Source organism: Ewingella sp. AOP9-I1-14 (assembly GCF_052375995.1).
GTDB classification, from domain to species: Bacteria; Pseudomonadota; Gammaproteobacteria; order Enterobacterales; family Enterobacteriaceae; genus Ewingella; species Ewingella allii.
This window is the reverse complement of sequence record NZ_JBQSVA010000007.1, coordinates 145,988-171,909: the sequence shown is the minus strand read 5'-3', so window position 1 is coordinate 171,909 and position 25,922 is coordinate 145,988. Positions and strand designations below refer to the sequence as shown.

Annotated in this window: 28 protein-coding genes; 12 read left to right on the top strand and 16 right to left on the bottom strand. The window is 56.3% G+C overall.

Features of this window, described 5'->3' with window-relative positions; all coding sequences use genetic code 11:
• Positions 1-4: 4 nt before the first annotated feature.
• Entirely contained in the window at positions 5-409 is a 405-nt protein-coding gene (locus tag ACT3RT_RS18340; protein ID WP_485903454.1) for a winged helix-turn-helix transcriptional regulator, read from the bottom strand.
• Positions 410-491: 82 nt separating this feature from the next.
• On the opposite strand from ACT3RT_RS18340, the gene ACT3RT_RS18335 reads away from it, so the two are divergent.
• Positions 492-1,436, top strand: coding sequence for an aromatic alcohol reductase (locus tag ACT3RT_RS18335; protein WP_485903439.1), 945 nt, complete (start codon positions 492-494; stop codon positions 1,434-1,436).
• 48 nt (positions 1,437-1,484) lie between these two features.
• Here ACT3RT_RS18335 and ACT3RT_RS18330 read toward each other — a convergent pair whose 3' ends face one another.
• Entirely contained in the window at positions 1,485-1,778 is a 294-nt protein-coding gene (locus ACT3RT_RS18330; protein ID WP_486032288.1) for an I78 family peptidase inhibitor, read from the bottom strand.
• A 240-nt stretch (positions 1,779-2,018) separates the two neighbouring features.
• Here ACT3RT_RS18330 and mtr point away from each other — a divergent pair, with 240 nt between their 5' ends.
• Entirely contained in the window at positions 2,019-3,263 is a 1,245-nt protein-coding gene (gene mtr, locus ACT3RT_RS18325; RefSeq protein WP_496203510.1) for a tryptophan permease, read from the top strand.
• Positions 3,264-3,340: 77 nt separating this feature from the next.
• On the opposite strand, the gene uilS is transcribed toward mtr, so the two are convergent.
• From uilS to ACT3RT_RS18295, 6 genes are all read right to left on the bottom strand, one after another.
• Positions 3,341-4,204: a UilS family quorum-quenching N-acyl-homoserine lactonase gene (uilS, locus tag ACT3RT_RS18320; protein ID WP_496203509.1), complete on the bottom strand. Its 864-nt coding sequence runs from the start codon at positions 4,202-4,204 to the stop codon at positions 3,341-3,343.
• 121 nt (positions 4,205-4,325) lie between these two features.
• Complete coding sequence (locus ACT3RT_RS18315; RefSeq protein WP_496203508.1) at positions 4,326-5,141, bottom strand: Cof-type HAD-IIB family hydrolase; 816 nt, start codon at positions 5,139-5,141, stop codon at positions 4,326-4,328.
• 72 nt (positions 5,142-5,213) lie between these two features.
• Entirely contained in the window at positions 5,214-6,374 is a 1,161-nt protein-coding gene (locus ACT3RT_RS18310; RefSeq protein ID WP_485903435.1) for an MFS transporter, read from the bottom strand.
• A 142-nt stretch (positions 6,375-6,516) separates the two neighbouring features.
• Positions 6,517-7,515, bottom strand: coding sequence for an ROK family protein (locus ACT3RT_RS18305; protein WP_353504066.1), 999 nt, complete (start codon positions 7,513-7,515; stop codon positions 6,517-6,519).
• 228 nt (positions 7,516-7,743) lie between these two features.
• Positions 7,744-8,169 carry a thiol-disulfide oxidoreductase DCC family protein gene (locus ACT3RT_RS18300; protein ID WP_485903434.1) on the bottom strand — a complete coding sequence of 142 codons (426 nt, stop codon included), beginning with the start codon at positions 8,167-8,169 and terminating at the stop codon, positions 7,744-7,746.
• Between the two features lie 20 nt (positions 8,170-8,189).
• Entirely contained in the window at positions 8,190-8,951 is a 762-nt protein-coding gene (locus ACT3RT_RS18295) for a FadR/GntR family transcriptional regulator (RefSeq protein ID WP_485903433.1), read from the bottom strand.
• A 235-nt stretch (positions 8,952-9,186) separates the two neighbouring features.
• Here ACT3RT_RS18295 and ACT3RT_RS18290 point away from each other — a divergent pair, with 235 nt between their 5' ends.
• The 8 genes from ACT3RT_RS18290 (at position 9,187) to lldD (ending at position 16,627) form a co-directional block, all read left to right on the top strand.
• Positions 9,187-9,927 (top strand): SDR family oxidoreductase, encoded by a 741-nt coding sequence (locus ACT3RT_RS18290; protein ID WP_485903432.1) that lies wholly within the window; start codon positions 9,187-9,189, stop codon positions 9,925-9,927.
• Positions 9,928-9,969: 42 nt separating this feature from the next.
• Positions 9,970-10,812 carry a fumarylacetoacetate hydrolase family protein gene (locus tag ACT3RT_RS18285; protein WP_485903431.1) on the top strand — a complete coding sequence of 281 codons (843 nt, stop codon included), beginning with the start codon at positions 9,970-9,972 and terminating at the stop codon, positions 10,810-10,812.
• A 20-nt stretch (positions 10,813-10,832) separates the two neighbouring features.
• Complete coding sequence (locus tag ACT3RT_RS18280) at positions 10,833-12,110, top strand: L-fuconate dehydratase (protein ID WP_496203507.1); 1,278 nt, start codon at positions 10,833-10,835, stop codon at positions 12,108-12,110.
• A gap of 25 nt (positions 12,111-12,135) precedes the next feature.
• Positions 12,136-12,987: an amidohydrolase family protein gene (locus ACT3RT_RS18275; protein ID WP_496203506.1), complete on the top strand. Its 852-nt coding sequence runs from the start codon at positions 12,136-12,138 to the stop codon at positions 12,985-12,987.
• A 2-nt stretch (positions 12,988-12,989) separates the two neighbouring features.
• Entirely contained in the window at positions 12,990-13,766 is a 777-nt protein-coding gene (locus tag ACT3RT_RS18270) for an SDR family oxidoreductase (RefSeq protein WP_496203505.1), read from the top strand.
• Positions 13,763-14,107, top strand: coding sequence for an L-rhamnose mutarotase (locus tag ACT3RT_RS18265; protein WP_496203504.1), 345 nt, complete (start codon positions 13,763-13,765; stop codon positions 14,105-14,107). The genes ACT3RT_RS18270 and ACT3RT_RS18265 overlap by 4 nt, the downstream gene beginning before the upstream one ends.
• A gap of 95 nt (positions 14,108-14,202) precedes the next feature.
• Complete coding sequence (gene fucP / locus ACT3RT_RS18260) at positions 14,203-15,438, top strand: L-fucose:H+ symporter permease (RefSeq protein WP_496203503.1); 1,236 nt, start codon at positions 14,203-14,205, stop codon at positions 15,436-15,438.
• A gap of 43 nt (positions 15,439-15,481) precedes the next feature.
• Positions 15,482-16,627 carry an FMN-dependent L-lactate dehydrogenase LldD gene (gene lldD / locus ACT3RT_RS18255; protein WP_353504057.1) on the top strand — a complete coding sequence of 382 codons (1,146 nt, stop codon included), beginning with the start codon at positions 15,482-15,484 and terminating at the stop codon, positions 16,625-16,627.
• A gap of 18 nt (positions 16,628-16,645) precedes the next feature.
• On the opposite strand, the gene ACT3RT_RS18250 is transcribed toward lldD, so the two are convergent.
• The 7 genes from ACT3RT_RS18250 to ACT3RT_RS18220 form a co-directional block, all read right to left on the bottom strand.
• On the bottom strand, positions 16,646-16,867 hold the full coding sequence (locus tag ACT3RT_RS18250; protein WP_353504056.1) for a hypothetical protein: 222 nt from the start codon (positions 16,865-16,867) through the stop codon (positions 16,646-16,648).
• A gap of 132 nt (positions 16,868-16,999) precedes the next feature.
• On the bottom strand, positions 17,000-17,221 hold the full coding sequence (locus ACT3RT_RS18245; protein WP_034796191.1) for a putative periplasmic lipoprotein: 222 nt from the start codon (positions 17,219-17,221) through the stop codon (positions 17,000-17,002).
• 157 nt (positions 17,222-17,378) lie between these two features.
• Positions 17,379-18,677 (bottom strand): NtaA/DmoA family FMN-dependent monooxygenase, encoded by a 1,299-nt coding sequence (locus ACT3RT_RS18240; RefSeq protein WP_496203502.1) that lies wholly within the window; start codon positions 18,675-18,677, stop codon positions 17,379-17,381.
• Between the two features lie 108 nt (positions 18,678-18,785).
• Positions 18,786-19,739, bottom strand: coding sequence for a hypothetical protein (locus tag ACT3RT_RS18235; RefSeq protein ID WP_496203501.1), 954 nt, complete (start codon positions 19,737-19,739; stop codon positions 18,786-18,788).
• Positions 19,740-19,826: 87 nt separating this feature from the next.
• On the bottom strand, positions 19,827-20,657 hold the full coding sequence (locus ACT3RT_RS18230; RefSeq protein WP_496203500.1) for a DUF2861 family protein: 831 nt from the start codon (positions 20,655-20,657) through the stop codon (positions 19,827-19,829).
• On the bottom strand, positions 20,654-21,316 hold the full coding sequence (locus tag ACT3RT_RS18225) for a response regulator transcription factor (protein ID WP_496203499.1): 663 nt from the start codon (positions 21,314-21,316) through the stop codon (positions 20,654-20,656). Before ACT3RT_RS18225 ends, ACT3RT_RS18230 begins: the two co-directional genes overlap by 4 nt.
• Positions 21,306-22,715: a DUF3404 domain-containing protein gene (locus ACT3RT_RS18220; protein WP_496203498.1), complete on the bottom strand. Its 1,410-nt coding sequence runs from the start codon at positions 22,713-22,715 to the stop codon at positions 21,306-21,308. The genes ACT3RT_RS18225 and ACT3RT_RS18220 overlap by 11 nt, the downstream gene beginning before the upstream one ends.
• 365 nt (positions 22,716-23,080) lie before the next feature.
• Here ACT3RT_RS18220 and ACT3RT_RS18215 point away from each other — a divergent pair, with 365 nt between their 5' ends.
• Positions 23,081-24,106, top strand: coding sequence for a hypothetical protein (locus tag ACT3RT_RS18215; protein WP_353504267.1), 1,026 nt, complete (start codon positions 23,081-23,083; stop codon positions 24,104-24,106).
• Positions 24,107-24,169: 63 nt separating this feature from the next.
• Here the strand turns inward: ACT3RT_RS18215 and ACT3RT_RS18210 are convergent, their stop codons facing one another.
• Positions 24,170-24,988 (bottom strand): sulfite exporter TauE/SafE family protein, encoded by an 819-nt coding sequence (locus ACT3RT_RS18210; RefSeq protein ID WP_496203497.1) that lies wholly within the window; start codon positions 24,986-24,988, stop codon positions 24,170-24,172.
• A 111-nt stretch (positions 24,989-25,099) separates the two neighbouring features.
• Here ACT3RT_RS18210 and ACT3RT_RS18205 point away from each other — a divergent pair, with 111 nt between their 5' ends.
• Positions 25,100-25,891, top strand: coding sequence for an AraC family transcriptional regulator (locus tag ACT3RT_RS18205; protein ID WP_496203496.1), 792 nt, complete (start codon positions 25,100-25,102; stop codon positions 25,889-25,891).
• Positions 25,892-25,922 lie beyond the last annotated feature (31 nt).

Genomic DNA, 25,922 nt, shown 5'->3' with positions numbered 1-25,922 from the left:
CCACTCATTCCCCATAAAACCCTTCACGCGCCTTGCGAAAATCAGCGGCATTTTCAATTACCCAGCCCCAGAGCGGCATCATGTTGAGCAGTATGCCTTTGCCAAGTTCGGTGAGCTGGTAATCGACTCTGGGATGGGGGATTTTCTGCTGATGGTCATAGCGGCTGATCAGCCCGTCGCGCTCTAGCTGGCGCAGGGTTCGGGTCAGCATGCGCTGGGTCACGCCGGGTAAGGCTTTCGCCAGCTCGGCGTGTCGAAGGGTGCCGCGCACGCCAAGGGTATAAACCACGCCCAGCGACCAGCGGTTTCCCGCATGGCTGAGCACCTCTCTTTTCAGCGTGTCGTCTTCATCGCTTAATGCATCGCAAATCGCGGAAAACTCAATAATTTGCTGCTCGTCTAGCTTCATCACGCCCTCCAGTATCATCTGTGTGCCTAATTGCTAGCCCTGTTTGACCTAGGCAGGATAGGCGCAACTAGAGGAGAAAAGTATGGAAAATACTATGATGCGTCAACCACATAACATTTTAATTCTGGGCGCAGGCGAGCTGGGCATGGCGATGCTGGCAGGTTTTATCAAGCAGCGCGAAAGCCATCCCGAGCTTCAACTGACCGTGCTGCTTCGTCTCGCCTCACTGGCAGAAAATGCCTCTGCTGGGCAGAAGCGTAGAGTACAGCAGTTCGCCGAATGGGGTGTCGCCACCCTCGCCGCCGATTTCAGCACTCAGTCGGAAGATGAACTGGCGCAGATTTTCGCGTCTTATGACGCCATTGTTAACTGTAGCGGCTTTGTCGGCGGCGCGGGAACCCAGTTGAAAATCAGCCGCGCCGTGTTACAGGCAGAGGTCGCACGCTATTTTCCGTGGCAGTTTGGCGTAGATTACGACCAGATTGGCGTTGGCAGCGGGCAGCCGGTGTGGGACGAGCAGTTGGCGGTCCGCGAGCTTTTGCGCCAGCAGCAGAGGACCGAGTGGGTGATTGTCTCGACCGGCATGTTCACCAGTTTTCTGTTCGAGGAGAGTTTTGGTCTGGTGGATATCCCCGGCGGTAAAGTTCGCGCGCTGGGCGATGCCAGCTTCGCACTGACCCTGACCACGCCGGAGGATATCGGCCTGCTGACGGCGGCAATCTTCTTCCACCAGCCGGCCCTGGCTAATCAGGTGGTGTATATTGCCGGTGACACCGTCACGTATCGCCAAATCGCTGAGATACTGAGCGAGCATTATGGTAGGGAGTTTGTGCTGCACGTGGAGGATATTGCCAGCTTGCGAGCCAAAACGCAGGCGTCGCCAGAAGACGTGTCGGCGGCTTACAGTCTGGCCTTCGCTCGAGCCGACGGGGTGTCGTGGGACAAGTCGCAGACTTTCAACGCACGCCATGGCATTGCGGTGACCGATGTCAAAGGCTGGTTGGCGGAGAATAAGCCCTCCGCCTGATTCAGTAGTCAATAACCTCCCCGCCGTTCAGGGGGAGGTTTTTTGCTGTTAAGAGCAGTGCAGGCTGGTGATCACGCCCTTCTCATTAGCCATGATATTCAAACGCTCAGGGTTGAAGTCCATGGTTACCGCCGTGCCCGGTGTGATGAGGCGCATAGGTTTGGCGAAGCGCATGCCGTCCAGCGTAGAGGAAGGTTTGCCGATTAAATATTTAAAAGATGCCGCGTTACAGGTGTCCGGCTGTTGTACAGCGTCCTCCTGCTTTGCGGTTTCCGCGTGGTTTTGACAGGCAGTCAGTGCGAAAGTAGCCAGAGAAGCGACGAGCAATAGTTTGATTTTCATTATAAAAGACTCAAGGTTTGAAAAAATAAATTCACCCAATGAATTTAGACATACACATTGGCGCAGTCCATAGGAAAATCTATGAAAAGTTCTGGTGAAATGCCGTATCACTGAACTAGTTCACAATGTACATTTGGTGAGTTATGCACTATATTGCGGCGCTTAACGCGATATTCCACCGGCGAATTGCCGTGGAAATAACATTTTATAGCGCTCTGTTTTTGCATAAGGAACCGCACCATGGCGACGCAGTCCGTCGACACTTCCTCCCGTTCTGTGATGGGTGGCGCAATGATTATTGGCGGCACCATCATTGGCGCAGGCATGTTTTCTCTTCCCGTCGTGATGTCCGGTGCCTGGTTTTTCTGGTCAGTGGCCGCGCTGGTTTTCACCTGGTTCTGCATGCTGCACTCGGGTTTGATGATCCTTGAAGCCAACCTGAATTACCCCATCGGCTCCAGTTTCAATACCGTGACCAAAGACCTGCTGGGCAACGCGTGGAATCGCATCAACGGCATCACCATCGCCTTCGTGCTGTACATTCTGACCTACGCCTATATCTCGGCCAGCGGCTCGGTGATCCAGCACACCCTGCGCGAAATGTCCGTCAGCTTCTCCCCGCGTCTGGGCGGCCTGCTCGCCGCGCTGGCAGTGGCCTTTATTGTCTGGCTGAGTACTCGCGCGGTAAGCCGCATGACGGCCATCGTGCTGGGTGCCAAAATCATCGCCTTCTTCCTGACCTTTGGCAGTTTGCTGTGGCACGTCAAGCCAGTGAACCTGCTCAATAGTGTGGAAGTAAACCCGAGCTACATGCCTTACCTTTTAGCCACGCTGCCGTTCTGTCTGGCGTCGTTTGGCTATCACGGCAATGTGCCGAGCCTGATGAAGTACTACGGTAAGGACCCGAAAACCATCCAGAGGTGCGTGCTGCTCGGCACCCTGATGGCGCTGGGTCTGTACGTGATTTGGATGCTTGGCACCATGGGCAATATCCCCCGCCCTGAGTTTATCGGCATCGCCGAGCGCGGCGGCAATATTGACGTGTTGGTGCAGTCGCTGAGCCAAGTGCTGAACAGCGCCGGGCTGGATTTACTGCTGACCATCTTCTCCAACTTCGCCGTGGCCTGTTCCTTCCTTGGGGTGACGCTGGGGCTGTTTGACTATTTGGCCGACCTGTTCAAGTTTGATGACAGCAAAACCGGACGCTTCAAAACTGCGCTTATCACCTTCGTCCCGCCAATCATTGGCGGCGTGATCTACCCTGACGGCTTTATCTACGCCATAGGATTCGCCGGTTTAGCGGCAACCGTCTGGGCGGTGATTGTCCCGGCGCTGATGGCTCGCGCCTCGCGCCTGCGTTTTGGCAGCCCGCGTTATCGCGTCTGGGGTGGCAAGGCGATGATTGCTTTAGTGCTGCTGTTTGGCGTGCTCAACGCCACGGTGCATATTCTCTCCAGCCTCAACTGGCTGCCGATATATCGCTAAAAAGCGGTCTGCTGTCGGCAATAAAAAACCGCCTTTATCGGCGGTTTTTTATTGCTAAATGCTTAACCACGGCAGCCTTATAGCCAGCGTTTAAACCACGCGGTTTGCTCGGCGACTACCGGCGTGAAGTGCTCGCCAGAGTAGAAGTCGTAGTGCTTCGCGCCTTGCTCTACGTAGAGCTTTTTCTCGGCGGTGGTCAGCGCGTGGTACAGGTCGATTCCCTGCTCCGGCGGGTTAACCTTGTCCTGCTCGGCAACCATCACCAGCACCGGACAGGTAACTTTGGCGGCGTGAACGGCGGGTTTGTAGCGCAGGGTTTCGCGCACGGTGAGGAATGGGATCTTGATATCCATCGCTGGATACTGGGTTTTATTCTCTTCGAAGAAGGCTTTGGACTCGTCGTCGCTCAGCACTTTAGTGATGGAAACCATCATCTCTTTGCCGGTGGCCAACTTCTTATCATTCATTTTTTCCAGCGTGGCGATAAAGCCCGCCTTATCTTCCGGCGACATCGCGCCGGTCACCACGTTTTCACCGTCGGCGAAGCCCAGCTGGCTCACCACGGCTTTCACGCGCTCACCCGCCTGCGCGGCAGCAGCCATCACGTGACAGCCGCCGAAGCTGGTGCCCCACAGGCCAATGCGCTGGCTGTCGATGATACTTTCATCTTGCAGCGTGCCGAGTACGGTGAGGATATCCGCGATCTGCATTTCAGGCACTAAACGGCCTTTCTCGCCGCCGCTGGCACCAAAGCCGCGATAGTCGAAGGTGACGGCGGCAAAGCCCGCGTCAACAAAGGCTTTCACGAATGCAGGCAAGAGGATTTCCTGAATACCGCAAAAGCCGTGGCAAAGAAGAATGGCGGGTACATTTTCACCGGTTTGGGGTGCATGAAGCGTAACAGCGATGTCGTCTGCGGTTTTATATTTTGAAATTTTCACCTGAACTACCTTATTGGTACGAAAGGAGCCCGTTGTATATCAACAAAATTAGCTTGGAAACAAGAGGCTAATTCTGACTTGATTACTACAGAATATTTCATCAACCGCCCAACCCTGCCGATTAACCGGCAAACACCCCACGTCCTTCCAGACAATCATCAATCACCTGCAACACGGCTTCCTCGCTATTCAAACCCGCGCGAAATTTGGCGTGAGTAAACACCGCAGGCTGGCCGTTTTGCATCGCGAAGCCATAACCGGCGGTTTTCAGCATTTCTAAATCATTGCCGCCGTCGCCGAAGGCCATCACTTCCGCATCTTCCACGCCATAAATCGCCTGGATCTTCTTCAAACCGTTGGCCTTGTGGTTGCCCGGAATAATCAAATCCACCGAGTCGTGGCCGCTGGAAACCGGAGTGACGATGTCGCCCAGAGCTTGCTGCACCTCTTTCATCAACTGCGGCAAATGGTCTTGCGACATTTCCAAGGCGAATTTGAAAATCACGTCGTCAATCTGTCCATAATCGCTGATGCGGTTCAGGCGGAAGTAGTAACGGTTCATCTTCTTGAAGAAGGCATCGCCAAAGGAATTGAGCATGTACGCGCCGTTTTTGCCGCACACCACCACCTGCAGATAATCAATTTGGCTGATGAACGCCAGCACCCGCTTTATCTGCTCTTGCGGCATTTGCCCGCAATAAATCTGCTGCTGTTTGTCCACCACGTAGGCACCGTTTTCGGCGACATAGGCGATATCTTTGTCCAGCTCATCGAAGAAGGTTTTTAACTGGTAATACTGGTTGCCGCTGGCGACCACAAACTTGATCCCCCTGCTCTGCAACTCGGCGTACTGCTGGGCAAAGCGCGGGCGATTGTAGTCGCCATGTTCATTCAAAAAGGTCCCGTCCATATCGACGGCGATAAGCTTAACTGCCATGTTAACTCCCCAAGTTTGTGAAAAAAAAGCCAGTACCCTCGTACTGGCTGGCACCATGCCACTCAGAAAAAATCAGTATTTCAGTTTATAAGCCCCAAGGCTGATGACGATAAACAGTGCCGCCATCATGGCGAAAGCCGCGGTCAGGCTGGAAAGATGGGCCACGAAGCCGATAAAGGCTGGTCCGGCTAACACGCCGAGATAGCCCAGCGTAGCAACCATTGCGACCGACATATTGACCGGCATCACCTTCTCTTGCCCGGCCAGCGTGATAAGCACTGGTACAATGTTAGCGACGCCAATCCCTACCAGCGCGAAGCCAATCAGCGCGTTACTCCAGCCCGGCGCGAGCACCACCAGCAGGTAGCCCGCAATGCCCAGCAGTGCGCCAAACACCAGCACCTTTTTGCGGCCCAGCTTCTTCACCACCGCGTCGCCGGTTAAACGCATAATCGACATGGTGATAGCGAAAATGGCGTAGCCCCAGCCCGCGTGTTCCAGCGCCAGCGCGCGGTCCTGAGTCAGAAACACTCCGCCCCAGTCGAGCACCGCGCCTTCGCCCATAAAGCAGATCATCGCCATCAGCGCCATCAGGATCAGGCGGAAGTTAGGTCGCGCCTTGCGCCCCGGTTCATGAGAGGCGTCTTCGTTGCCGCCGGTGGGCAACAGTCGGTTAAAGAACAAGGCGGTGATAAGCACCACCAGCGCCACGGCGTAGCCGGTGCTGTGTAACGGCGGCAGCCCGGCACTGAGCAATAGCGCGCCGCCGCCCGCCCCGGCAATGCCGCCGACGCTGTACAAACAGTGGAAACCCGACATCAGAGGTTTGTCGGACGCTTGCTCAATCAGCGTGCCCTGCACGTTCATTGCCACGTCGGTTAAGCCGATGCCCATGCCGAAGATAAACAGCGACAGCGCCAGCAAGCGGATGTCGCTCAGAACCGCCAGCGGCGGCAGCATCAGGCAAAACAGCGCAATGCCAATCACAATCATCGAACGGCAGCCAAAACGGCCAATCAGTCGCCCGGAGCCGAACATCGCCAGCAGGGAACCACTGCCCAAACAGAGCAGCAGCAGGCCGAGATCTCCCGCCTCCGCTTGCGTGCGCACTTGGGCATAAGGCACCAGCGCGGCCCACAGGCCCATCGCCAAACCGGTAACAAAGAAGATAGCCCGCGTCGCCAGACGATTAACGGGAGAGTCAGTAATGGAAGTCGCAATTTGCAGTGACATCAAGCGTTACTCACGTGTATTCAGAGGGAAAATAGGGCGCGAAAAAGAAATCACCACCACTTATTAAAAGTCTTTTAATAAGTGGTTAATCTACAGGTGATGCAGAAATAAAGTCAACTAGCGGAAAGGTAAAGAAGTGAAATTAGTCAGCGAAGATGCGCTGCCGCTGAAAGTTCGCCAGCGTCAGTTCGGCAATGCCGGTTAGGTAATCTGACTGAATCGATTGGCGATACACCAGCTGGGGCATGTGCTGTGGAGGGATAGTTAGCAGGCATTGGCGGCCGACTTCAGTAATCACCTCGGGAGAGATTTGCGCGCCGGAAATCGCAATCGTTGCGGGGTTAATCACCGCCACCAGCGACCTGACCAGATTGACCATTTTGGTGATAATCGGCACGTCATTGCCCTGCGGCACCGGCAAGAATGAAACTTCTCCGGCAAAGTGGCTGGCACCCTGCAACACCTGTCCATTAATCACCACCCCGCAGCCGGTACAGTGCTGCTCAGGTTGCAGAATATAGGCCAGCGGCGCTTGCTCATGCGGGCAACTGTTGCGGTAAAAGCCCCAGGCGCTGTAGTTCATGTCATTTGCCGCCTCGACAAAAATGCCGAACTGCTGGCGCAGCTGCTCGGTCAGCTTCACCCCTTCGAACAGCGGAATATCGCAGGCTAATACTTCGCCTTGGGAGACGACGCCGGGCAGGCCAATGCCCATCGCGCGGATCGCCGGGTGGCGGCCAATCGCCTCGCTAATGGTGTCAGTGAACTGCGCCAATGTGAGGAATTCAAAGTGCTTATCCCACTGCTCCAGCACCTCGCCCAAAGCCGAGCAAACCGACACCACGATGCGGCTCTGCTCGGTCGTGCCTTCGACGTACAGGCTGAGCAATGAGAAGAAGCTTGGGTCACAGGCGAAACGCTGGGCCGGACGCCCGCCGCTGGAAACGTCCTGCGCCAGCGCCATCACCTCTCCCGTCAGGCAGAGTTCATTGAGCACCGTGCCACAGGTGGCAATGCTCAACCCGGTGTGCGCCGCCAACTCGGCCTTGGTCGCTGACGTCAGCGCTTTTAAGGCATTAATCACCAGCACCACGTTGTGCTTTTTGATTTCGCGAGTTGTGCGGGTAACTGGGGTATTCATAACGCCTCATAGACTGGGAGTGAGCAGGATAGAAGTTAATTCATTGAGCCGAAAGGGATTACACCACGCGCCACACGCCGTTCTTGGTGGGGCCAACGCGGGTCAACAGCCCCTTTTCTTGCAGGACTCTAACATTACGTTCGACGGTACGGCGACTTTTCTACCGACATTTGTACCGACATTTCACGCGGGTGGCTGATAACCCGCCATGTAGAACCGCCGGTATCCCTAATCCAAAAAGCGCTGAGCGTGGTCAGCATCGAGTTTCTGTACTGCATCGTAACGGCCAAACAGCCGGTAACGGTTGATAGCAATGCGGTTGTAACACATGTCGCGGAAGGATTGCGGGAAAATGCGCAATATTCCCATCCAGCGCCAGGGCGCGGGTAAACCACTCATGGCGCGGAAAATTGCCTCAGAGCGCAGGAACACTTCCCCCTTATCAATCAACACGATGGTGTTGATCTTGTCGGCTGGCAGCCCGGACCAGACAAACAGCGCTTTGCCCTTTTCCGACTGCACCGGCACCATGCGCACCGTATGGTGTCGGTCATGGCGAATCAGGAAATTGACCCAGCCGATGCACAATTTGCAGGTGCCGTCGAAAATCACTATCCGGTCACCGGGCTGAATATAAGGGGGATTGCCGCGCATACTGTGCTCCAGTAAGTCTGTCAGCCGCGACCAAAAATGGCGATCACCGCGTCCAGATGTTCTTTCATCGCCTTTTTCGCGGCGCGAGTATCGCGCGCTTCAAGGGCAGTCAGAATAGCCAGGTGCTCGACTTCCGAACGATGCGGCATATCCTGCGGCGTATAGTGCAACTGTAGCCCGCGGAACATGGTGCCATAACGATGTCCGAGCAGATGAGCAATGATAAAAGCATAGGCCGGGTTTCCGCTAGCCTGTGCGATGCGAATATGAAACAAACGGTCACCGGGATGGGTCGCTGAACCTTGGCGATTATCGCGGCAGTTCTGCTCATATGCCTGCCTGATACCCGCCAACTCCTCATCAGACGCGTATCTTGCCGCCAGCGCGGCTGTTTCAGGTTCGATCAATCTTCTGGTCTGTAACAGCGAGAACGGCGGCAGCTCGGCGGTGAAATCCAGCTCAATATTCAGCTCATCGTCGACATCCGCCCACTGGTTGCGCCCTGCCTGAGCCATCACCGGTTCTTGGGTAGGTTGCTGCACAGTTGCTGGCTGTTCGCGGACGATCACGCCATTTCCCACCTTAACGTCCACCAGTCCGATCACTTCTAAAGCAATCAGAGCTTCACGCACCGAAGCGCGGCTGACCTGTAACTGGCTGGCCAGTTCGCGCTCGGCGGGCAGGCGGCTGCCGGGTGGAAATTCTTTCTTGTCGATTAAGGTTTTCAGTTGATCAGCTATCTGCCTGTAAATACGAGGATTTTCTAATTTTTTTATCGGCATCGGACACCTGAAGTCATTTTAAATTAAGTGATTCAGCTAACATTTATGGGACAAAAATCTTGCTGAATTGTTTTATGCATGTAAAAAACTAGTTAAATGAAAAGGCGTTTTAAGTTGCACTCTGGCTGGTATTTTAGCAAAAAGATAGCAAAAAGAGCCTGACTTGACCCGTTTTTTTCGCTTTCAATGGCCTGACCATTAGACCTAAATTCACCACATCGTCTTCGGAGAAATCATGGATCTGACCGGGAAAAAAGTGCTGATCACCGCAGCGGGACAAGGTATTGGCTTCACCACCGCCAACCTTTTTGCCAAGCAGGGGGCGCAGGTTTTCGCCACCGACATCAATATCGACCAGCTTCACGGCATCAATGGGATTCAGCCACACCTCCTCGACGTGACCAACCCACAGGCTATCAGCCAGATTGCCGAGAAAATCGGGCCGGTGGACGTGCTGTTCAACTGCGCGGGCGTGGTACACAGCGGCGACATTCTCAGCTGCACCGAGCGCGATTGGCAGTTCGCGTTGGATCTCAACGTCAGCGCCATGTTCCACATGATCCGCGCCTTCCTGCCTGCCATGCTCGAGCGCCAAACCGGCTCAATCATCAACATGTCTTCCGTGGCCTCAAGCATCAAGGGCGTGCCAAACCGTTTCGCCTACAGCGCCACCAAGGCCGCGGTGATTGGCCTGACGCGCTCGGTCGCCGCCGACTACGTCACGCAGGGCATTCGCTGTAACGCTATCTGCCCTGGAACCGTCGAATCCCCTTCTCTGCGCCAGCGCATTGCCGCTCAGGCCGAAGCCGAAGGGCGCAGCGAGGAAGAAGTTTACAAAGCCTTTGTGGCGCGCCAGCCAATTGGCCGCATCGGCAAAACCGAAGAAATCGCCCAACTGGCGCTGTATCTGGCCTCAGACGCCAGCTCCTACACCACTGGCACAGTGCAAATCATTGATGGCGGCTGGAGCAACTGATCTTCGCGCCTTGGTAACACATTCAATTAGAGGGATTTTGGCATGAAATTATTACGCTACGGCCCGGCAGGCAAAGAGCGCCCGGCCATTCTGGACAACAACGGCAAGATCCGCGATTTATCGGCTCAGGTGAGCGACATCGGCGGCGACGCCCTGTTGCCCGCTTCACTCAATAAGTTGCGCCATCTGGACATCAACAGCCTGCCCTTGGTTGACGGCAATCCGCGGCTCGGCGCCTGCATTGGCAGCGTCGGCAAGTTCATCTGTATTGGCCTTAACTACGCCGACCACGCGGCAGAAACCGGCGCTGAGATCCCCAAAGAGCCGGTGATTTTCAACAAGTGGACCAGCTCGATTGTTGGGCCAAACGACGATGTAGAAATCCCCCGCGACTCGGTAAAAACCGACTGGGAAGTGGAGCTGGGCGTGGTGATTGGTAAAGGCGGCCGCTACATCAGCGAGGCCGACGCCCTGTCCCACGTGGCGGGCTATTGCGTAATTAACGATGTCTCAGAGCGTGAATTCCAAATCGAGCGCGGCGGCACCTGGGACAAAGGTAAAGGCTGCGACACCTTTGGCCCTATTGGCCCATGGCTGGTGACCGCCGACGAGATCCCCGATCCGCACCAGCTTAACCTTTGGCTGGAAGTGGACGGAAAGCGATATCAGAACGGCAACACTCGCACCATGATTTTCAAAGTGCCGGAAATCGTCAGTTACCTCAGCCGTTTCATGAGCTTACAGCCGGGCGACATTATCTCTACCGGCACCCCGCCGGGCGTCGGGTTAGGGCAAAAGCCACCGGTCTACCTGAAAGCCGGACAAGTGATGCATCTGGGGATTGAAGGCCTCGGCGAGCAGCGCCAGAAAACGGTGCAAGCGTAAATTTTAAGGAGTTGTCACTCATGACCACCATCACGGCATTACGTGTTGAAGATATTCGCTTCCCGACTTCGCTGGCACTCGACGGCTCGGACGCCATGAATCCGGACCCGGACTACTCGGCGGCTTATGTCATTTTAGAAACAGATAATCCGTCGCTGTCAGGACACGGCCTGACCTTTACTATCGGGCGCGGCAATGAGATCTGCTGCGCTGCCATTAACGCGTTGCAGCATTTGGTGATTGGCCGCGATCTGGCTGCCATTACTGCCAATATGGGTGCTTTCTGGCGGGAATTCACCAGTGACAGCCAACTGCGCTGGATTGGGCCGGACAAGGGTGCGATTCATCTGGCGACCGGCGCGGTGGTCAACGCGGTGTGGGATCTGTGGAGCAAAGCCGAAGGCAAACCGCTGTGGAAATTGGTGGCCGACATGTCGCCTGAGGAGCTGGTGCGCTGCATCGACTTCCGCTACATCACCGACTGCATCACGCCGCAGGAGGCCCTAACGCTGCTGCAACAGCGCGCCGACAACAAGGCGCAGCGCGTCGAGAAGCTGCTGGCCGAAGGCTACCCGTGCTACACCACGTCGGCAGGCTGGCTGGGCTATCCCGACGACAAGCTGCGCCGCCTGTGCCAAGAAGCGGTGGACGCCGGTTTTGATTATTTGAAGCTGAAAGTCGGCCGCGATTTAGAAGACGACATTCGCCGCGTGCGCATCGCCCGTGAAGTGATCGGCCCAGACCGCAAGCTGATGATTGACGCCAATCAGGTGTGGGAAACCAACGACGCCATTCCGTGGGTCAACGCGCTGGCCTTCGCCAAGCCGTGGTTTATCGAAGAACCCACCAGTCCGGATGACATCGAGGGACATCGCAAAATTCGCCAAGGCGTGGCTCCGGTGAAAGTCGCCACCGGCGAAATGTGTCAGAACCGCATCATGTTTAAACAGTTCATTATGCGCGAAGCCATCGACGTGGTGCAGATTGACGCCTGCCGCATGGGCGGCGTCAACGAGGTGCTGGCGGTGATGCTGATGGCCGCCAAGTACAACCTGCCGGTATGCCCACACGCGGGCGGCGTCGGACTGTGCGAATACGTGCAGCATTTATCGATGATCGACTATCTCTGCATCGCCGGTACCCACGAAGGCCGGGTGATTGAGTACGTTGATCACCTGCACGAGCACTTTGTCCACCCTTGCGACATCAGGGGCGCGGCCTATATGCCGCCGCAAGCGCCGGGCTTCTCTATCGAGATGCATCAGGCGTCTATCGACCAATATCGCCACCACGCCTGATGGCATAGCTTTAGGAGCAGACGCGATGAGCCAGCCGAAAATCGATGTCCACCAGCACTTTTGGCGCTACACGCCGCGAGATTATCGCTGGATAAGCGACGACATGGCGGAGCTGAAGCAGGATTTATTGCCTGAGCAGCTGGCATCGGCGTTACAACGTCACGATATTCATGGTTCTGTGGTGGTTCAAGCCTGTTCAAGCCTCGAGGAAACGCGCTGGCTGCTGGAGGTTGCCGAGCACGCGGCTTTCGTGAAAGGCGTGGTTGGGTGGGTGGACGTGGCTTCGCCAGAGCTTGGAGTACAGCTCGAACAGCTGGCCCATCCGCTGCTGCGCGGCATTCGCCATCAGGTGCAGGACGAAGCCGACCCGGCGGCGTGGCTGCGCGACGGCGCGGTGAATCGCGGGATTCGCCAGCTGCAACAGCACGGCTATGTGTATGAGCTGCTGGTGACCCATCGCCATCTGCACGAAGGCGCGCAATTCGCGGCGCGCCATGACCAGCACCCAGTGATTCTGGACCATTTCGGTAAGCCTGATCTCAGCCGAGGCGTGGGCCACTGGGCGCAACAGATAGCGCCCTTTGCCAAGCTGGAGCACGTCAGCTGTAAGCTCTCCGGCCTGTTAACCGAGCCGCGCCCGGCGGGCATGACGGCCAACGACCTACTGCCCTATTTTGAGGTGGCGCTGGACGCCTTCGGCCCCGAGCGCCTGCTGTTTGGCTCCGACTGGCCGGTCTGCCTGCTCGCGGGGAGCTACGAAGATGCGCTAACCCTGTGCCAACGGGCCACCGCCGCGCTAAGTCGTGACCAGCAGGACGCCATTTTCGGTGGTAACGCTTACCGCCTGTACAACCTGCAAAACGCATTTTTGGAGTAACCATGAACCTGCATCTCGACAACAAAGTGGTGATCGTCACCGGCGGTGGCTCCGGCATTGGGGCCGCCATTTCGCTGACTCTGGCCGAAGAAGGGGCCATTCCGGTGATCATCAGCAATACCGAACCGGCCAACGAGCTGATGCACCAGCTGCAACAGCTTCAGCCGCGGGCAGGCTTTGTACTCACCGAGCTGCGCGACGAAGCTAGCTGCACGAAGGCGGTAAAAGAGGTGTTGACCCGCTATGGCAGCATCGACGGCCTGGTGAACAACGCCGGAGCCAATGACAGCGTGGGGCTAGAAGCCGGGCGCGAAGCCTTTGTGCGCTCGCTGGAGCAGAACCTGATCCACTACTACCTGATGGCCCACCTCAGCCTTGAGGCGCTGCGCGCCAGTCGCGGAGCCATCGTCAATATCAGCTCCAAAACGGCGCTGACCGGGCAAGGCAACACCAGCGGTTATGCCTCTGCCAAGGGCGGGGTGCTGGGGCTGACCCGCGAATGGGCGGCCGCGCTGCTCAAAGACGGCATTCGCGTCAACGCGGTGATCCCCGCCGAGGTGATGACTCCGCTGTATGAGCGCTGGATTAAAAGCTTTGATAAACCTGAAGAAAAGCTGAGCCAAATTACGTCGCATATCCCCCTCGGCCAGCGCATGACCACGCCGCAGGAAATCGCCAATACCGTGGTGTTCCTGCTCTCGTCCCGCGCCTCGCACACCACCGGCCAGTGGCTGTCGGTCGACGGCGGCTACACCCACCTTGATCGGGCGCTGACATGAGCCGCCGCTTCTGTCAGGCCCTGGATCTGGTCGATGACCCCCAGCTAATTGCCGAATATCAGCAGCACCATCAGCGCATCTGGCCGGAGATCGCCGAACATCTGCGCCAGCACGGCATTGTAGAGATGGAGATTTACCAGCTGGGCAACCGGCTATTTATGGTGATGGACACCACGGATGACTTCGACGGCGAGCAGTTCGCCCTTCGCAGTCAGGAGAACCCAAAAATCTGCGAATGGGAACAGCTGATGTGGAAGTATCAGCGCCCCACGCCATGGACGCCCGCAGGTGAAAAGTGGGTCGAGCTGAAGCGAATTTTTGCGCTTTCAGACCAGCCCTAGCTCGTAACCTAAGAGATTGTTTTTCAAGTTATCTGACATAAAAAACCAGCCCCGTGCTGAAACAAACCCTGCAACCAGATATCAAGGAATTAACCATGCTCGCCAATAAAACCGAAAACCCTGCTTATGCAGGGCAAAAAGCGGCCTCCGGATTCCGGCTGGCCTTTATGCTGGTCACCACGCTGTTCTTCCTCTGGGGCTTGTCCTACGGCCTGCTCGACGTGCTGAATAAGCATTTTCAGGAAGTGCTGCACGTCAATAAAGCCCAGTCCGGTCTGCTACAGGCGGCTTACTTCGGCGCTTACTTCGTCATCGCCCTGCCCGCCGGTTTCTTTATGGACAGATATGGCTACAAGGCGGGCATCTTAGTGGGTCTGTGCCTCTATGCCCTCGGCGCGCTGCTGTTTGTGCCTGCCGCCGGTGCCAGCAGTTTCACCATGTTCCTGCTGGCGCTGTTCGTGATCGCATTAGGCCTGGGCTGTCTGGAAACCGCCGCCAACCCTTATGCCACCGTGCTGGGTGAGCCTGCGGGGGCCGAACGCCGCCTGAATTTAGCGCAATCCTTTAATGGCTTGGGCCAGTTCGTTGGGCCAATCATCGGCGGTTCGCTGTTCTTTAGTGCCACCCAAGGCCCGGCGTCGGAAAGCCTCGATTCGGTAAAAATAACCTATGTCGCCATCGCCGTACTGGTGCTGCTGATTGCCCTGCTGTTTGGCCGCACCAAGCTGCCGGATATTCGCGAGAGTGGCTCTGCATCTGAGCAGGCCAGAGGCGTGGAAAAAGGTCTGTGGCAGCACGGCCACTTCACCGGCGGCGTAATTGCACAGTTCTTCTACGTGGCGGCACAGGTTGGCGTCGGCGCGTTCTTCATCAACTACACCACCGAGCACTGGCACACGCTGTCGAACCAGAATGCCTCTTATCTGCTGTCTATCGGTCTGGTGAGCTTCATGATCGGCCGCTTCTTCAGCACCTGGCTGATGGGCTTTGTGCGCCCGGCCACCCTGCTGGTGATTTACGCCATCATTAATATTGTGCTGTGCGGCATCGTGGTGGCGGGGATTGATAATGTCTCGGTGATCGCGCTGGTGGCGGTGTTCTTCTTTATGTCGATCATGTTCCCAACCATCTTCGCCATGGGCGTCAAGGACATGGGTAAGCAGACCAAACGCGCCAGCTCGGTGATGATCATGGCGATTGTCGGCGGGGCAATCATGCCTTACCTAATGGGCGCGGTCGCTGACCATTACGACACGGCGGTCTCCTATCTCCTGCCGCTGGCTTGTTTTGCCGTGGTGCTGGTCTATGGTTTACGTCAGAGAGCGCGTTAAGCGCATCGGCTTGCCGGGAAAACCAAAGGAATGCTGAACCATTATGATTATTTCTGCTTCAACTGACTATCGGGCGGCCGCGCAGCGCAGGCTGCCGCCCTTCCTGTTCCACTATATTGATGGTGGTGCCTACAACGAGCATACGTTACGCCGTAACACCGCCGACCTAGCGGACATCGCGCTACGCCAGCGCATCCTTAACAATATGTCGGAACTGAGCACCGCTACCACGCTGTTCGGCGAGCAGTTGGCGATGCCGGTGATCCTCGCCCCGGTGGGGTTAACCGGCATGTACGCCCGGCGTGGGGAAGTGCAGGCCGCGCGCGCCGCCGCCAAGAAAGGCATCCCTTTCACTCTCTCCACCGTGTCAGTTTGCCCGATTGAGGAAGTGGCACCGGCCATCGATCGCCCGATGTGGTTCCAGCTGTATGTGTTGAAGGACCGTGGATTCATGCGCAATGCGCTGGAGCGCGCGCAGGCGGCGGGGGTCAAAACGCTGGTGTTCACCGTCGATATGCCGGTGCCGGGGGCGCGCTACCGTGACGCCCATTCCGGCATGAGTGGCCCCAACGCCGCCGCACGCCGCATTCTGCAAGCCGTGACGCACCCGCAGTGGGCGTGGGATGTCGGCCTGAACGGCAAGCCGCACGACTTGGGCAATGTCTCGGCGTATCGCGGCAAACCCACCACCCTTGAGGACTATATCGGCTGGTTAGGCGCCAACTTCGACCCGTCGATTTCATGGAAGGATTTGGAGTGGATCCGCGAATTTTGGAAAGGGCCAATGATCATCAAAGGCATTCTTGACCCAGAAGACGCAAAAGACGCGGTGAGATTTGGCGCAGACGGCATCATCGTATCTAACCACGGCGGCCGCCAGCTGGACGGCGTGCTCTCCACCACTCGCGCCCTGCCTGCCATCGCCGACGCGGTCAAAGGGGATATCACGATTTTGGCCGACTCCGGTATCCGCACGGGTCTGGACGTGGTGCGCATGATTGCCCTCGGTGCCGACAGCGTGCTGCTGGGCCGCGCTTTCGTCTACGCCCTCGCCGCCGCGGGCGAAGCCGGGGTGATAAACTTATTGGAATTGATCGAAAAAGAGATGCGCGTCGCCATGACCCTGACCGGCGCGAAGACCATCGCCGATATCAGTAGAGATTCTTTGGTAGCGGGGAGTTTTGGTTAACCTATTCAGACAAAGTGATTATCGCCACTCGTCACGACTCTGGTTTTCAAAGGCAACGCTTTCGACCGACTGGTTTGCCCAGAGTCCAAAAGTTGAGTCATTCTGAATCAGGCCGCTGGTGCGCGCCAATGCAGTGATGGCATTTCGAATAACCTTATCTCGGGGAACCTGTAACAAGGTTCCCAGCTCATCTAACCGTTGAAGTTCCTCTTCTGATAGATCAATCACTAAGCGAGCCATAGCAACTTCCTCCTAAGTCCTTTTGACAAGCTTAGCGCTTTTACTCTCATTATTGCCAGACCGAAAATGACTGTTTTAGCACCAACAAAAACGCCCGCAATAAGCGGGCGTGATGCAGAGCGGGATCTCGGGTTACTTGGTTAAGGCAACAATACCCAAGGTCACGGCGGCGACGGCGGCAACACCACCGGCGACAGCGCCTGCGGTATCCCAGTTGTCCTGCGTGGTGCCTTTCATACAGGTATTGGTGTGAACCAAGCGGCCTTCGGAGTCGTACATCGGCGGGCACGGAGAGTTGGTGGCGCAGCCCGCCAGTAAGGTTGCCAATAGCCCAGCGATAATGAATTTTTTCATGGTATTCCCTTCATGGTGTCACCCTCTGCAATGGCAGGCTGGGTGATTATCGCGCGACTGTACCACTAATCTGTCGCGCGCCATTATCGGGGAATATTTGCAAATTATTTGGAATGTAAAGTTTCAGCAATCAACCGCGAGAACTCTGCGCCAAGTGCTAAGAAAGCGTAAGCGGCGGCAGTTCGAGGTTCTCGCGGAAGGTATCGCCGAGGTAATCTTCGTCAAGCAGATGGCGTTTTCGCAACTCGGGCAGCAGGCCGTTGAGCAGCAAATCTTCCTGATCGGGCTGGCCCAAGCCGTGGAGTGAAATCACATCCAGCACGCCCGCGTGATAGCGTTTTTCAATGGCATCGGCCAGCTTTTCCGGCGTCCCGGCGTTGAACCAGTGGCCGGTTTCCTGCGCCTGAATAATCAACTCACGCACGGTTAACCCCTGCTGGGCGAAGCGTTTGAAAATCTCGGCGCGGCCGCGACGGCGATTGACCTGCGCCACGTCGGGCAACAGGCTGGCGGGCAGAGGCTGGTCGAGCAACACGTCGCTCAAATCAATCTCGCCTCCCAGCATATCGGCCAGCTTGAGCCGCCCCTGCTGGTAGTCGATGCGTTCATGCTTTTCGCGCAGTCGGCGCGCCACGTCGGCATCGCTTTCGCCAATCACCGAATGGAAGGAGTTCATCACAAACGGCAGATTTTCGTGTCGGCCATAGGCCCGCGCCCGCTGGTGTAACTGCTCGACGAAGGCCACGGCATCCTCGAAGGTTGGCTGCGAGGTATAAATCACTTCGGCATAGCGCGCGCCGACGGAAACCCCCTCTTCCGACTGGCCGGCCTGAAACTGCACTGGCCGCCGCTGGGGCGGAACCGGCACGTTTAGCGGCCCTTGCACGCGGAAGAAATCGCCGTGGAAATTCACCGGATGCAGCTTTAACGGGTCAATTTTGGTGCCGCCGGACGCCGTGCGCTGCACCGCGCTGGTCTCGTTGGCGTCAAACAGCGCGTTCAGCACGGCAATAAACTCTGCCGCGCGGGCATAACGCTGGGATGGGTCTGGCAGGTTCGCCCCGCCGAAATTCTCTTCGCCCACCGAGGAGGTCACGGCGTTCCACGCGGCACGGCCACCGCTCACGTGGTCCAGCGTCGCCACCAGCCGGGCCAGATTATAGGGGTGCTGATAGGTGGTCGATACCGTGGCAACCAGACCAATACGCTCAGTCACCTGACTGAGCGCCGCCAGCGTGATCAGCGGGTCCTGACTGCCCGTCGTGCCCGCCAAACCGGCCGGATCGGCTTGCAATAGATCGGCGGTGAACAGCCCGGTAATTTTTTGCGCTTCGGCTTTACGCGCCAGTTCAACGGCGCGTTTTATGCCCGGTAATGGCCGCAGATCGTTGGCGGCATAGAGGTAACTCCCCGCCCCTACCAGCGTTTTTAAGCGTCTTCTGTTGTTTCCAGCCACGGTATTCCCTTCTTTGCTAAGCCAAACCTATAAAATAGGGCGCGGGGCTTTTTATTGGCTACCAAGAAAAAGGCATGAGCTTTCTACAATATAAGATAATCAGAGCGCTTACTGGCGCAGCCAAGGGGCGGCGGTGGTCCAGAATATAATATTCACCCCAAGGTAGTTCTCGGCGAACTGGATAAATTCCTGCTCGGTGAATTTCTTATGGGTTTTAGGATTGGTATAGGTCAGCGTGGGTTGTTGCACCGCCATCGCCACCAGATTCAGCTTGCCTTTATAGTGATGAAAAAACGGGTAAGCATTTTTCATCTGGCCCTTTTTATAAGGCACAATATCCGGGCCACCTAGCCCAATATTATTAGCCTGAGCCGTCTCAAATAGCCGCGACATATATCCATGGTCGTTATTCCATTCGCAGGGCCAAAAATTGACATACTGCACCACGTAGGATTTCTTAAACACCGACTTGGCAAACAGCATATTTTCCTGCGTAGCGGCGAAATAACGCTCACAGGTAAAACCGCGTTTTGCGGCCTGTTTCTCATCAATATCTATAGAGGTTTCCGGCAAGTTGATCCCGGCAATTCTGCCATCAAAGCTCTTGGCTAGCGCAGCCAAAAGCTGTTGATATTGCTGTCTTAGTGCAGGATTCCACTGCATCGCTACCCAGCCAGAACCCACCGGTTTGCCTTCTCCTGGGTTATCCGTCTGTTCTAATAAGCCGCCGAGATACTGCGGCTCTTGCTGGAGATAACTCGGGATATTTTTATGTTGCGGCTCAAAGAAGCGATCTTGCAGTTGAATAAACAGTTTCTTATGCAGTTTATGGGTGAAGGCTAAATCCTTTTCGATGGCCGAAAAATCATACTGCCCCTTTGCTTTCTCTAACTGCTTCCAGGAATAGACAATCTGCACGCCCTGAATATCATCGCGCTGCAACAGCGGGCGAATATTTTCTAATTCGTCGGACTCGGTAAAAAGATAATTTTGTGGCGTGGCGGCCTGTACCGCGCTGGCAAATAACAGGGCAAACAGAATAAACATAATGATGAATCGCATACCTGAAACCTTATTTCCACTGAGATAGGAATAACAGTATGGCGATAGCCCCGAGGTGAATTGTCAGAGCAATGTCAGGATGTAAAACTAATTTTGCAGGCTCAGCAGCGGCCCGGCGAAGCGATGCTCCAGCCGCAGGGTCAAGCCACCCCGCGCCTCCACCCGAATGACCGACATATTAGCCCAGATGGCGTCGGCGTCCGCGCGCTGCGGCCACGTCTTGGGCTGAAGATTATCGCTGCGCTGCCACCAGATTTGTTGGAAGTCGCTGCGGCGCAGCAACGTTTGTTCCAGCCATACCGGCGGGCAGGCCGCTGGCACCGTCGGTGGCCTCAGGGTGATTTTTTGCCCCTGTCGCTGGACCCAGTTCAGCCCGCCGCTGCCCTGTAAGGCCAGCGTTTGCTGCCACACCTCACTACCCGAACGGACGGTTAACTTATAAATTCCGGCGGGCAATGGCTCGCCGCGCTCCTGACTGTCCAGCCGAAATTGCTGGTCTGGGTCATATTCAGCATTGGCTTGGTTCATTACCTCCTCACCATTGGGCAAAGTCAGTGAGATTTGCAGGTCGTGTCGCAAACTTTTGCCACTGAACTGCACGCGGTAAATACGACTGAGAGGAATATCGCGCTGTATCAGCACCAGTGTCGGGTGATCTAACCACGCGGGCGCGGCTATCGGCAGGTCATTGCCGCATTGGCGGGATACCACGGCGTCCAGCGCCTGCCGCCACGCGTCGCGCTGCGCGGCGCTGCTCATCTGCGGCCAAAGGTTGATTAACTGCTGCCACGCCTGAGCATCCTGCTGGCTGAATAATGCGTGATAAACCGGCTCGAGGGGCGTCACGGGCAGCGCGCTCTTTGCGGGAGATGTCATCGCCAATGTAAAAAACAGGGCAGTGAGAATTTTCGACGTCATGATGTTTTATCCAGACGATAACCCACGCCGCGCACGCTGCTGATAGCAATGCCGGGCAGCTTTTGGCGCAGTTGCAAAATATGAGTATCTACCGTGCGCGTCGAGGGGAAATGCTGGTAGCCCCACACCTGATTGAGCAGCTCATCGCGAGTAAACACCCGCCCGGCCATCTGCACCAGCATCGCCAGCAGGGCGAACTCGGTGGCGGTCAGCGCCACCTCTTTTTGCTGCCAACTGGCCGACTGGCGCGAAGGGAACAGTAGCAGCTCGCCGCTGCCCAATTGCCCTTCCCCCAGCGGCCGCAGCTGCGCGCGAATGCGGGCCAGCAGCTCGACGTGAGCAAAAGGTTTACTGAGGTAATCCCGCGCCCCGGCTTCCAGACCGGCAACCCGGTCTTCCACATTGACGCAGGCAGTCAGCACAATTACCGGCAGCGCCTTTCTCGCCAGCCAGTTGGGTAACAACTTCAAGCTGTCGCCGTCGGGAAATTGCCGGTCGAGGATAACCAAGTCCGCCAGATGCCAATGGCGCTCCACTTGACTCAGCTCGCTCAGCCACTGGCAGCTAAAGCCTTCCTGCTGCAAAAACAGCTGCAATCCTTGCCCCAGCGCGGCGTCGTCTTCAATAAGCAGCAGGCTATGTTGGGTTTTAATGTTCACAAGGCAGCTCCAAAGTGAAAGTGGTCGGCGGGCCGCTAAGAGTCAGTTTACCCCCCAATCTGCGGGTTACTCGCTGGACAATACTCAGGCCAAGCCCCATCCCGGCGCGGGAAGAGAGCTCGCGGCGCAGCTGGGGCAGCTGGGGCAGAGCTTTGACACCCAGATCCCCGCCATCGCTGATCTCTAAAATCAGCCGCCCGTTGCGGCAACTGGCGCAAAGGCGCACCGGCGGTTTGCCGTGGCGAAATGCGTTATCGAGCAAGTTGTTCAGGCACAGGCTGGACCAATACAGCGGCAGTTCAACCTCAAGGTCGCTATCAAGACAAAATGTCAGGTCAGGATGTGCCTGAGCGACATGCCACAGCCAGTCGCTTAAGGCTATTTTTGATGGCGCTTCCAGCAGGTCGCGCACGCCGTCCCCGGCAAGATAATGCCGGCTGGCTTCGGCCATCTGGCGCATGCGCTGTACGCTATCGGCCAGCTCGCCGAATCTGGCCTGCGCATCGGGTGACAGGGTGTCAAAGTCGCGGCGGAAGTGCTCCACCACATTGCCTAATTGGCTGATCGGGGTGCGTAATTCGTGGGTGAGCATTTGCACAATAAACCGCTGACGCTGCTGTAAACGCCGCCGCTGCCAGCCTGTCCAACCTAAGGCCAACAGGGCCGCCAGCAGCGCCACGGCCAGCAACACCCGCCAACTATTGGCATAGCTGGTGGCGGGAATGGCGCACAGGGTACCCAGCGCGACGTCGCATCGCCCTCCGGCTGCCACCAGCTCAACTCCCGCGCGCTTGGCTAGCGGCTGCCAGACCTCAGGCGCATAGCGCACCCAGCGCTGGGGCTGCTGCCGCCATAAAATGCCATCCTGCATCAGCCAGGTTTGCCCATTCGCTAGCGCATCAAGGTTGTCATCCGATAGCTGGCCGACGCCGCCCAGCGCCTGCGGCCTTTCCCGCACATGCAAGTAAGCCTGCAATCGCCCCGCCTCGGCAGGATGGCGCTGGAGATAATGCCACGCCGTGCTGCCCCCCAGCGGATAGATCGGGTGAGCCGCAAACCACTGCTCCGGCAATTCGGTTTGCTGGCACTGCGCCCGTTCAAACTGTTGAAAAGATGGCGAAATCCCTGCGAGAGTGCCCGAACAGTGCTGGCTGTATTGGTAAAGCGTCGAGAGCGCTGGCACGGGCATCTCGCTGAATTGCGGATACAGGGAGGCAGGCCGCAATAGTAGAGGATCGAGCTGGCGCAGCGGGTTGAGCGAAACCTGCCCCAGAACAGGGGCATTGTCCAATAGGCGAGAGAAATCGCGCAGTGCCTGAGAAAAAGGCGGCGGCGTGCAGCCGCTGAATATCAGCGCGCTACAAAATATCAGGCTGAGTGTCCTGACTTTCTCCCTCATGTTTACCGCACTCCTTTGCTGAGAATGTCGCGATTATGCCTTGCAATAACAAAAATCCCAACTCAGCAAAACAGACTTTATTTATTGAATTTTATTGTCCTAATTAGCCAGCAGCAGGATTTCATTGATATCCACACTTTATCTGTTGGTTCTAATTGGGCGTGAATTCATAGGGTTATCGAAACATATTCTGCTAATTTTGCTTAAGTAAAGATTTGTTGGTGCAATTCTCAATCTCTGACTAACATTAAGTCAGCTAATACAACGTGATCGCTTGACGTGGAATTAGTGACGTGGCGCACGAACAGTGAATGCGCGCTCGAACATTCAAAGATGAAAAGTACGGCAATAAAGGGAGAGAGTCTATGAACGATCATTCTGCTCCTACATCGGCTCATTACAACGAAGCTTATGTAGAACCGGTAAATGGTGTGCCATTAAAACGTATTTCGTGGAGCGCTATTTTCGCCGGCGTCATTATTTCTATTGTGGTTTATTTACTGTTATCTATTTTAGGTACTGCAGTTGGGGCCAGCACCATTGACCCACTGAAAGAGCAAAATCCGTTGGACGGCATTGGTACCGGAGCCCTTATTTGGACCGGCCTCAGCATGCTGATTTCCATTGCTGCCGGGGGTTACGCCAGTGGCCGACTGGCGCAGCGCGAAGGTGCTTTGCACGGGGTATTAATGTTTGGGGTCAATACATTAATCAGCCTCTGGTTCCTGGTTGTTGTGGTTAATAGCGCAGTGAGCGGCGCAGCCAGCGTGGTAGGCAGTGGGCTGCAAACCTTGGGCAGTGGAATATCCGCCGCCGCCCCGCCGGTCACTCAGATGGTGAAAGACAAACTGGGAGAAAATAATATTAATCTCGACAGTTTGCAGAATGAACTGGAGACGACCCTGCGCCAAACCGGCAAGCCGGAATTACAACCTGAGAATTTGCAAAATAAAGCTGAGGGAGAAGTTAACAATGCCCAAAATCAAGCTGCAAATACGGCTAATCATCCACAAACCGCCGACACAGACGTCGTAAACTTTATTAAAGGTTTAGTTCAGCGCAACGAAAGTACATTCCAGGCCGCTGACCGTGAGGCGTTGAAAAATATCATTAAAGCGCGTACAGGGAAAAGCGATCAGGAAGTTGAACAGATTGTCGCTCAGACCGAGAAAAGCTATCAACAAGCCCGTGCGAAATATGAAGAGTTGAAACAGCAAGCCGAGCAAAAAGCCCGTGAAGCAGCCGATAAAGCCGCTGCTGCCACCGCGAAAGCCAGCTGGTTCGCCTTCTTCTTACTGATTGTTGAGGCCGTGCTTGCCGGTGCCATGGGTGCCCTGGGACGCCGCACTCAGCCACGCGCCGTGTTTAGCGATCAACGTCCATTGAGATAATGGCTTTACATCGCTGGTAAACCAACCCAGAGAGAGGATAGCAATATCCTCTCTTTTTCATTGTTAAAATGCCATGGTGAGCAAAACCAGCGTCAACAGCACCAGATAAATTCTGGCGTGCAGCTTGTCGGGAATGCGCCCCACCCACGGCGTCGCCGTCTGCATTCCCAGCCATGACCCCGCGAGTAGCACCAGAAACGCCAGCATGTCGACATAACCCCAATACCAGTGTCCCGGCAGCGAAGCAGCGCCCGGCGCGGCCATCATGTAGGTCAAGGTGCCGACTATCGCCACCGGCATACTCAGAGGGTTCGCCATTGCCGTCGCGATATTCATACTTAGTCCTCGGCGACGCATCATTGGCACCGTCATCACGCTTCCCCCCACGCCAAGAAAAGTGGCGATCGCGCCAATGACCACGCCGATTAGCGCAGTTTTCCCCGCAGTTGGCTGATGGAGAGCTGTCCTAGCTTGTTGAGAAATAAACCCTTTTCGCAACAAACCGTCGGCAATAGTCAGCGCCAGATAGGCCACAAAGAGCCAGCGAATCACCCCGCCGTGGGTGGCATTGGCCAGTAAAGACCCGGCCACCGCGCCAAGGGCGATATAGCCCGCCAGCGGCCACGCCAGGCCGAGAATCAAATTGCCCCTGCGCCAGTGGCGGCGGGTTGCCATCGCCGAGGTGACAATCATCACGCAGGTCGAGGTCGCCACCGCAATGTGCATTGCTGCGTGGCCTATCGGGCTATCTGCGCCGTAGAGGGTAAGCAAGGTGCGATACAGCAGCGGCACGATGATGAAGCCACCGCCAAAACCAAATAATAGCGTGGTGATCCCGGCCAGAAAGCCGAACAGCGCCAGCGTGAAGTACAAGGTGAACATGAGGATAAGCCCGAAGTTGATAAACAGGCCTTACTTTAAGCAGTCGAGTCTTGTCCTGCTTTCGTTACTCAGTCAATAATGTTTGTGTTACAGCCAATATGAGAACTCTGCGTGCACAACGTTTCGATTAATCAGCTGGATGCCACTCCGCGCCCGGTGGTTGCCATCCGCACAGACTACGCCTACGGCACTCAACTGGCCTGGCACAGCCATAGGCGGGCTCAGCTGCTCTACGGCGCGCCGGGCGTGATGGAGGTGTCTACGCAGCACGGTAGCTGGGTGGTGCCGCAGCAAAGCGCGGTGTGGATACCCGCCGAAACACCACACAAAGTGGTGATGCTCGGCGTCAGCACGCGGAGTCTGTATATCGAACCTTCCGCCACCCCCAGAAACGGCGAGCAGTGCGAAGTGATCGCCATTCCCCCGCTTTTGCGCCAGCTGCTATTGGATGCCGTGGATATGCCGTTGGAATACGCCACCTCTGGCCGGGACGGTGCGCTGGTCAACCTGATGATGCATGAGATCACTCGTGCGCCCACCCTGCCGCTGCATATCCCTTTCCCCAGCCATCCGGCTCTGGCGAAGCTGTGTCAGGGATTTATGCAGCAGCCCAATATCCATACATATCCGGACGGCTGGGCGCAGTTGCTGCATATCAGCGAGCGAACCTTCAGCCGCCAGTTTCGGGCCGAAACCGGTATGTCTTTCCTGCAATGGCGACAGAGGGTTTGCGTGGTGCTGGCACTCTCCAGGCTCGCCGCGGGAGTACCCATTACCACTATTGCGCTAGACATGGGTTATGACAGCCCGGCGGCTTTCTCAACCATGTTCCGCAAAATGCTCGGTCAGCCACCCTCGGCGTTTAGCCAGTTCTCTGGCGCGGTGTCGAAAACTTCAGGATAAATCGCCCGATTATCTGGCTCATTTCTTAAGC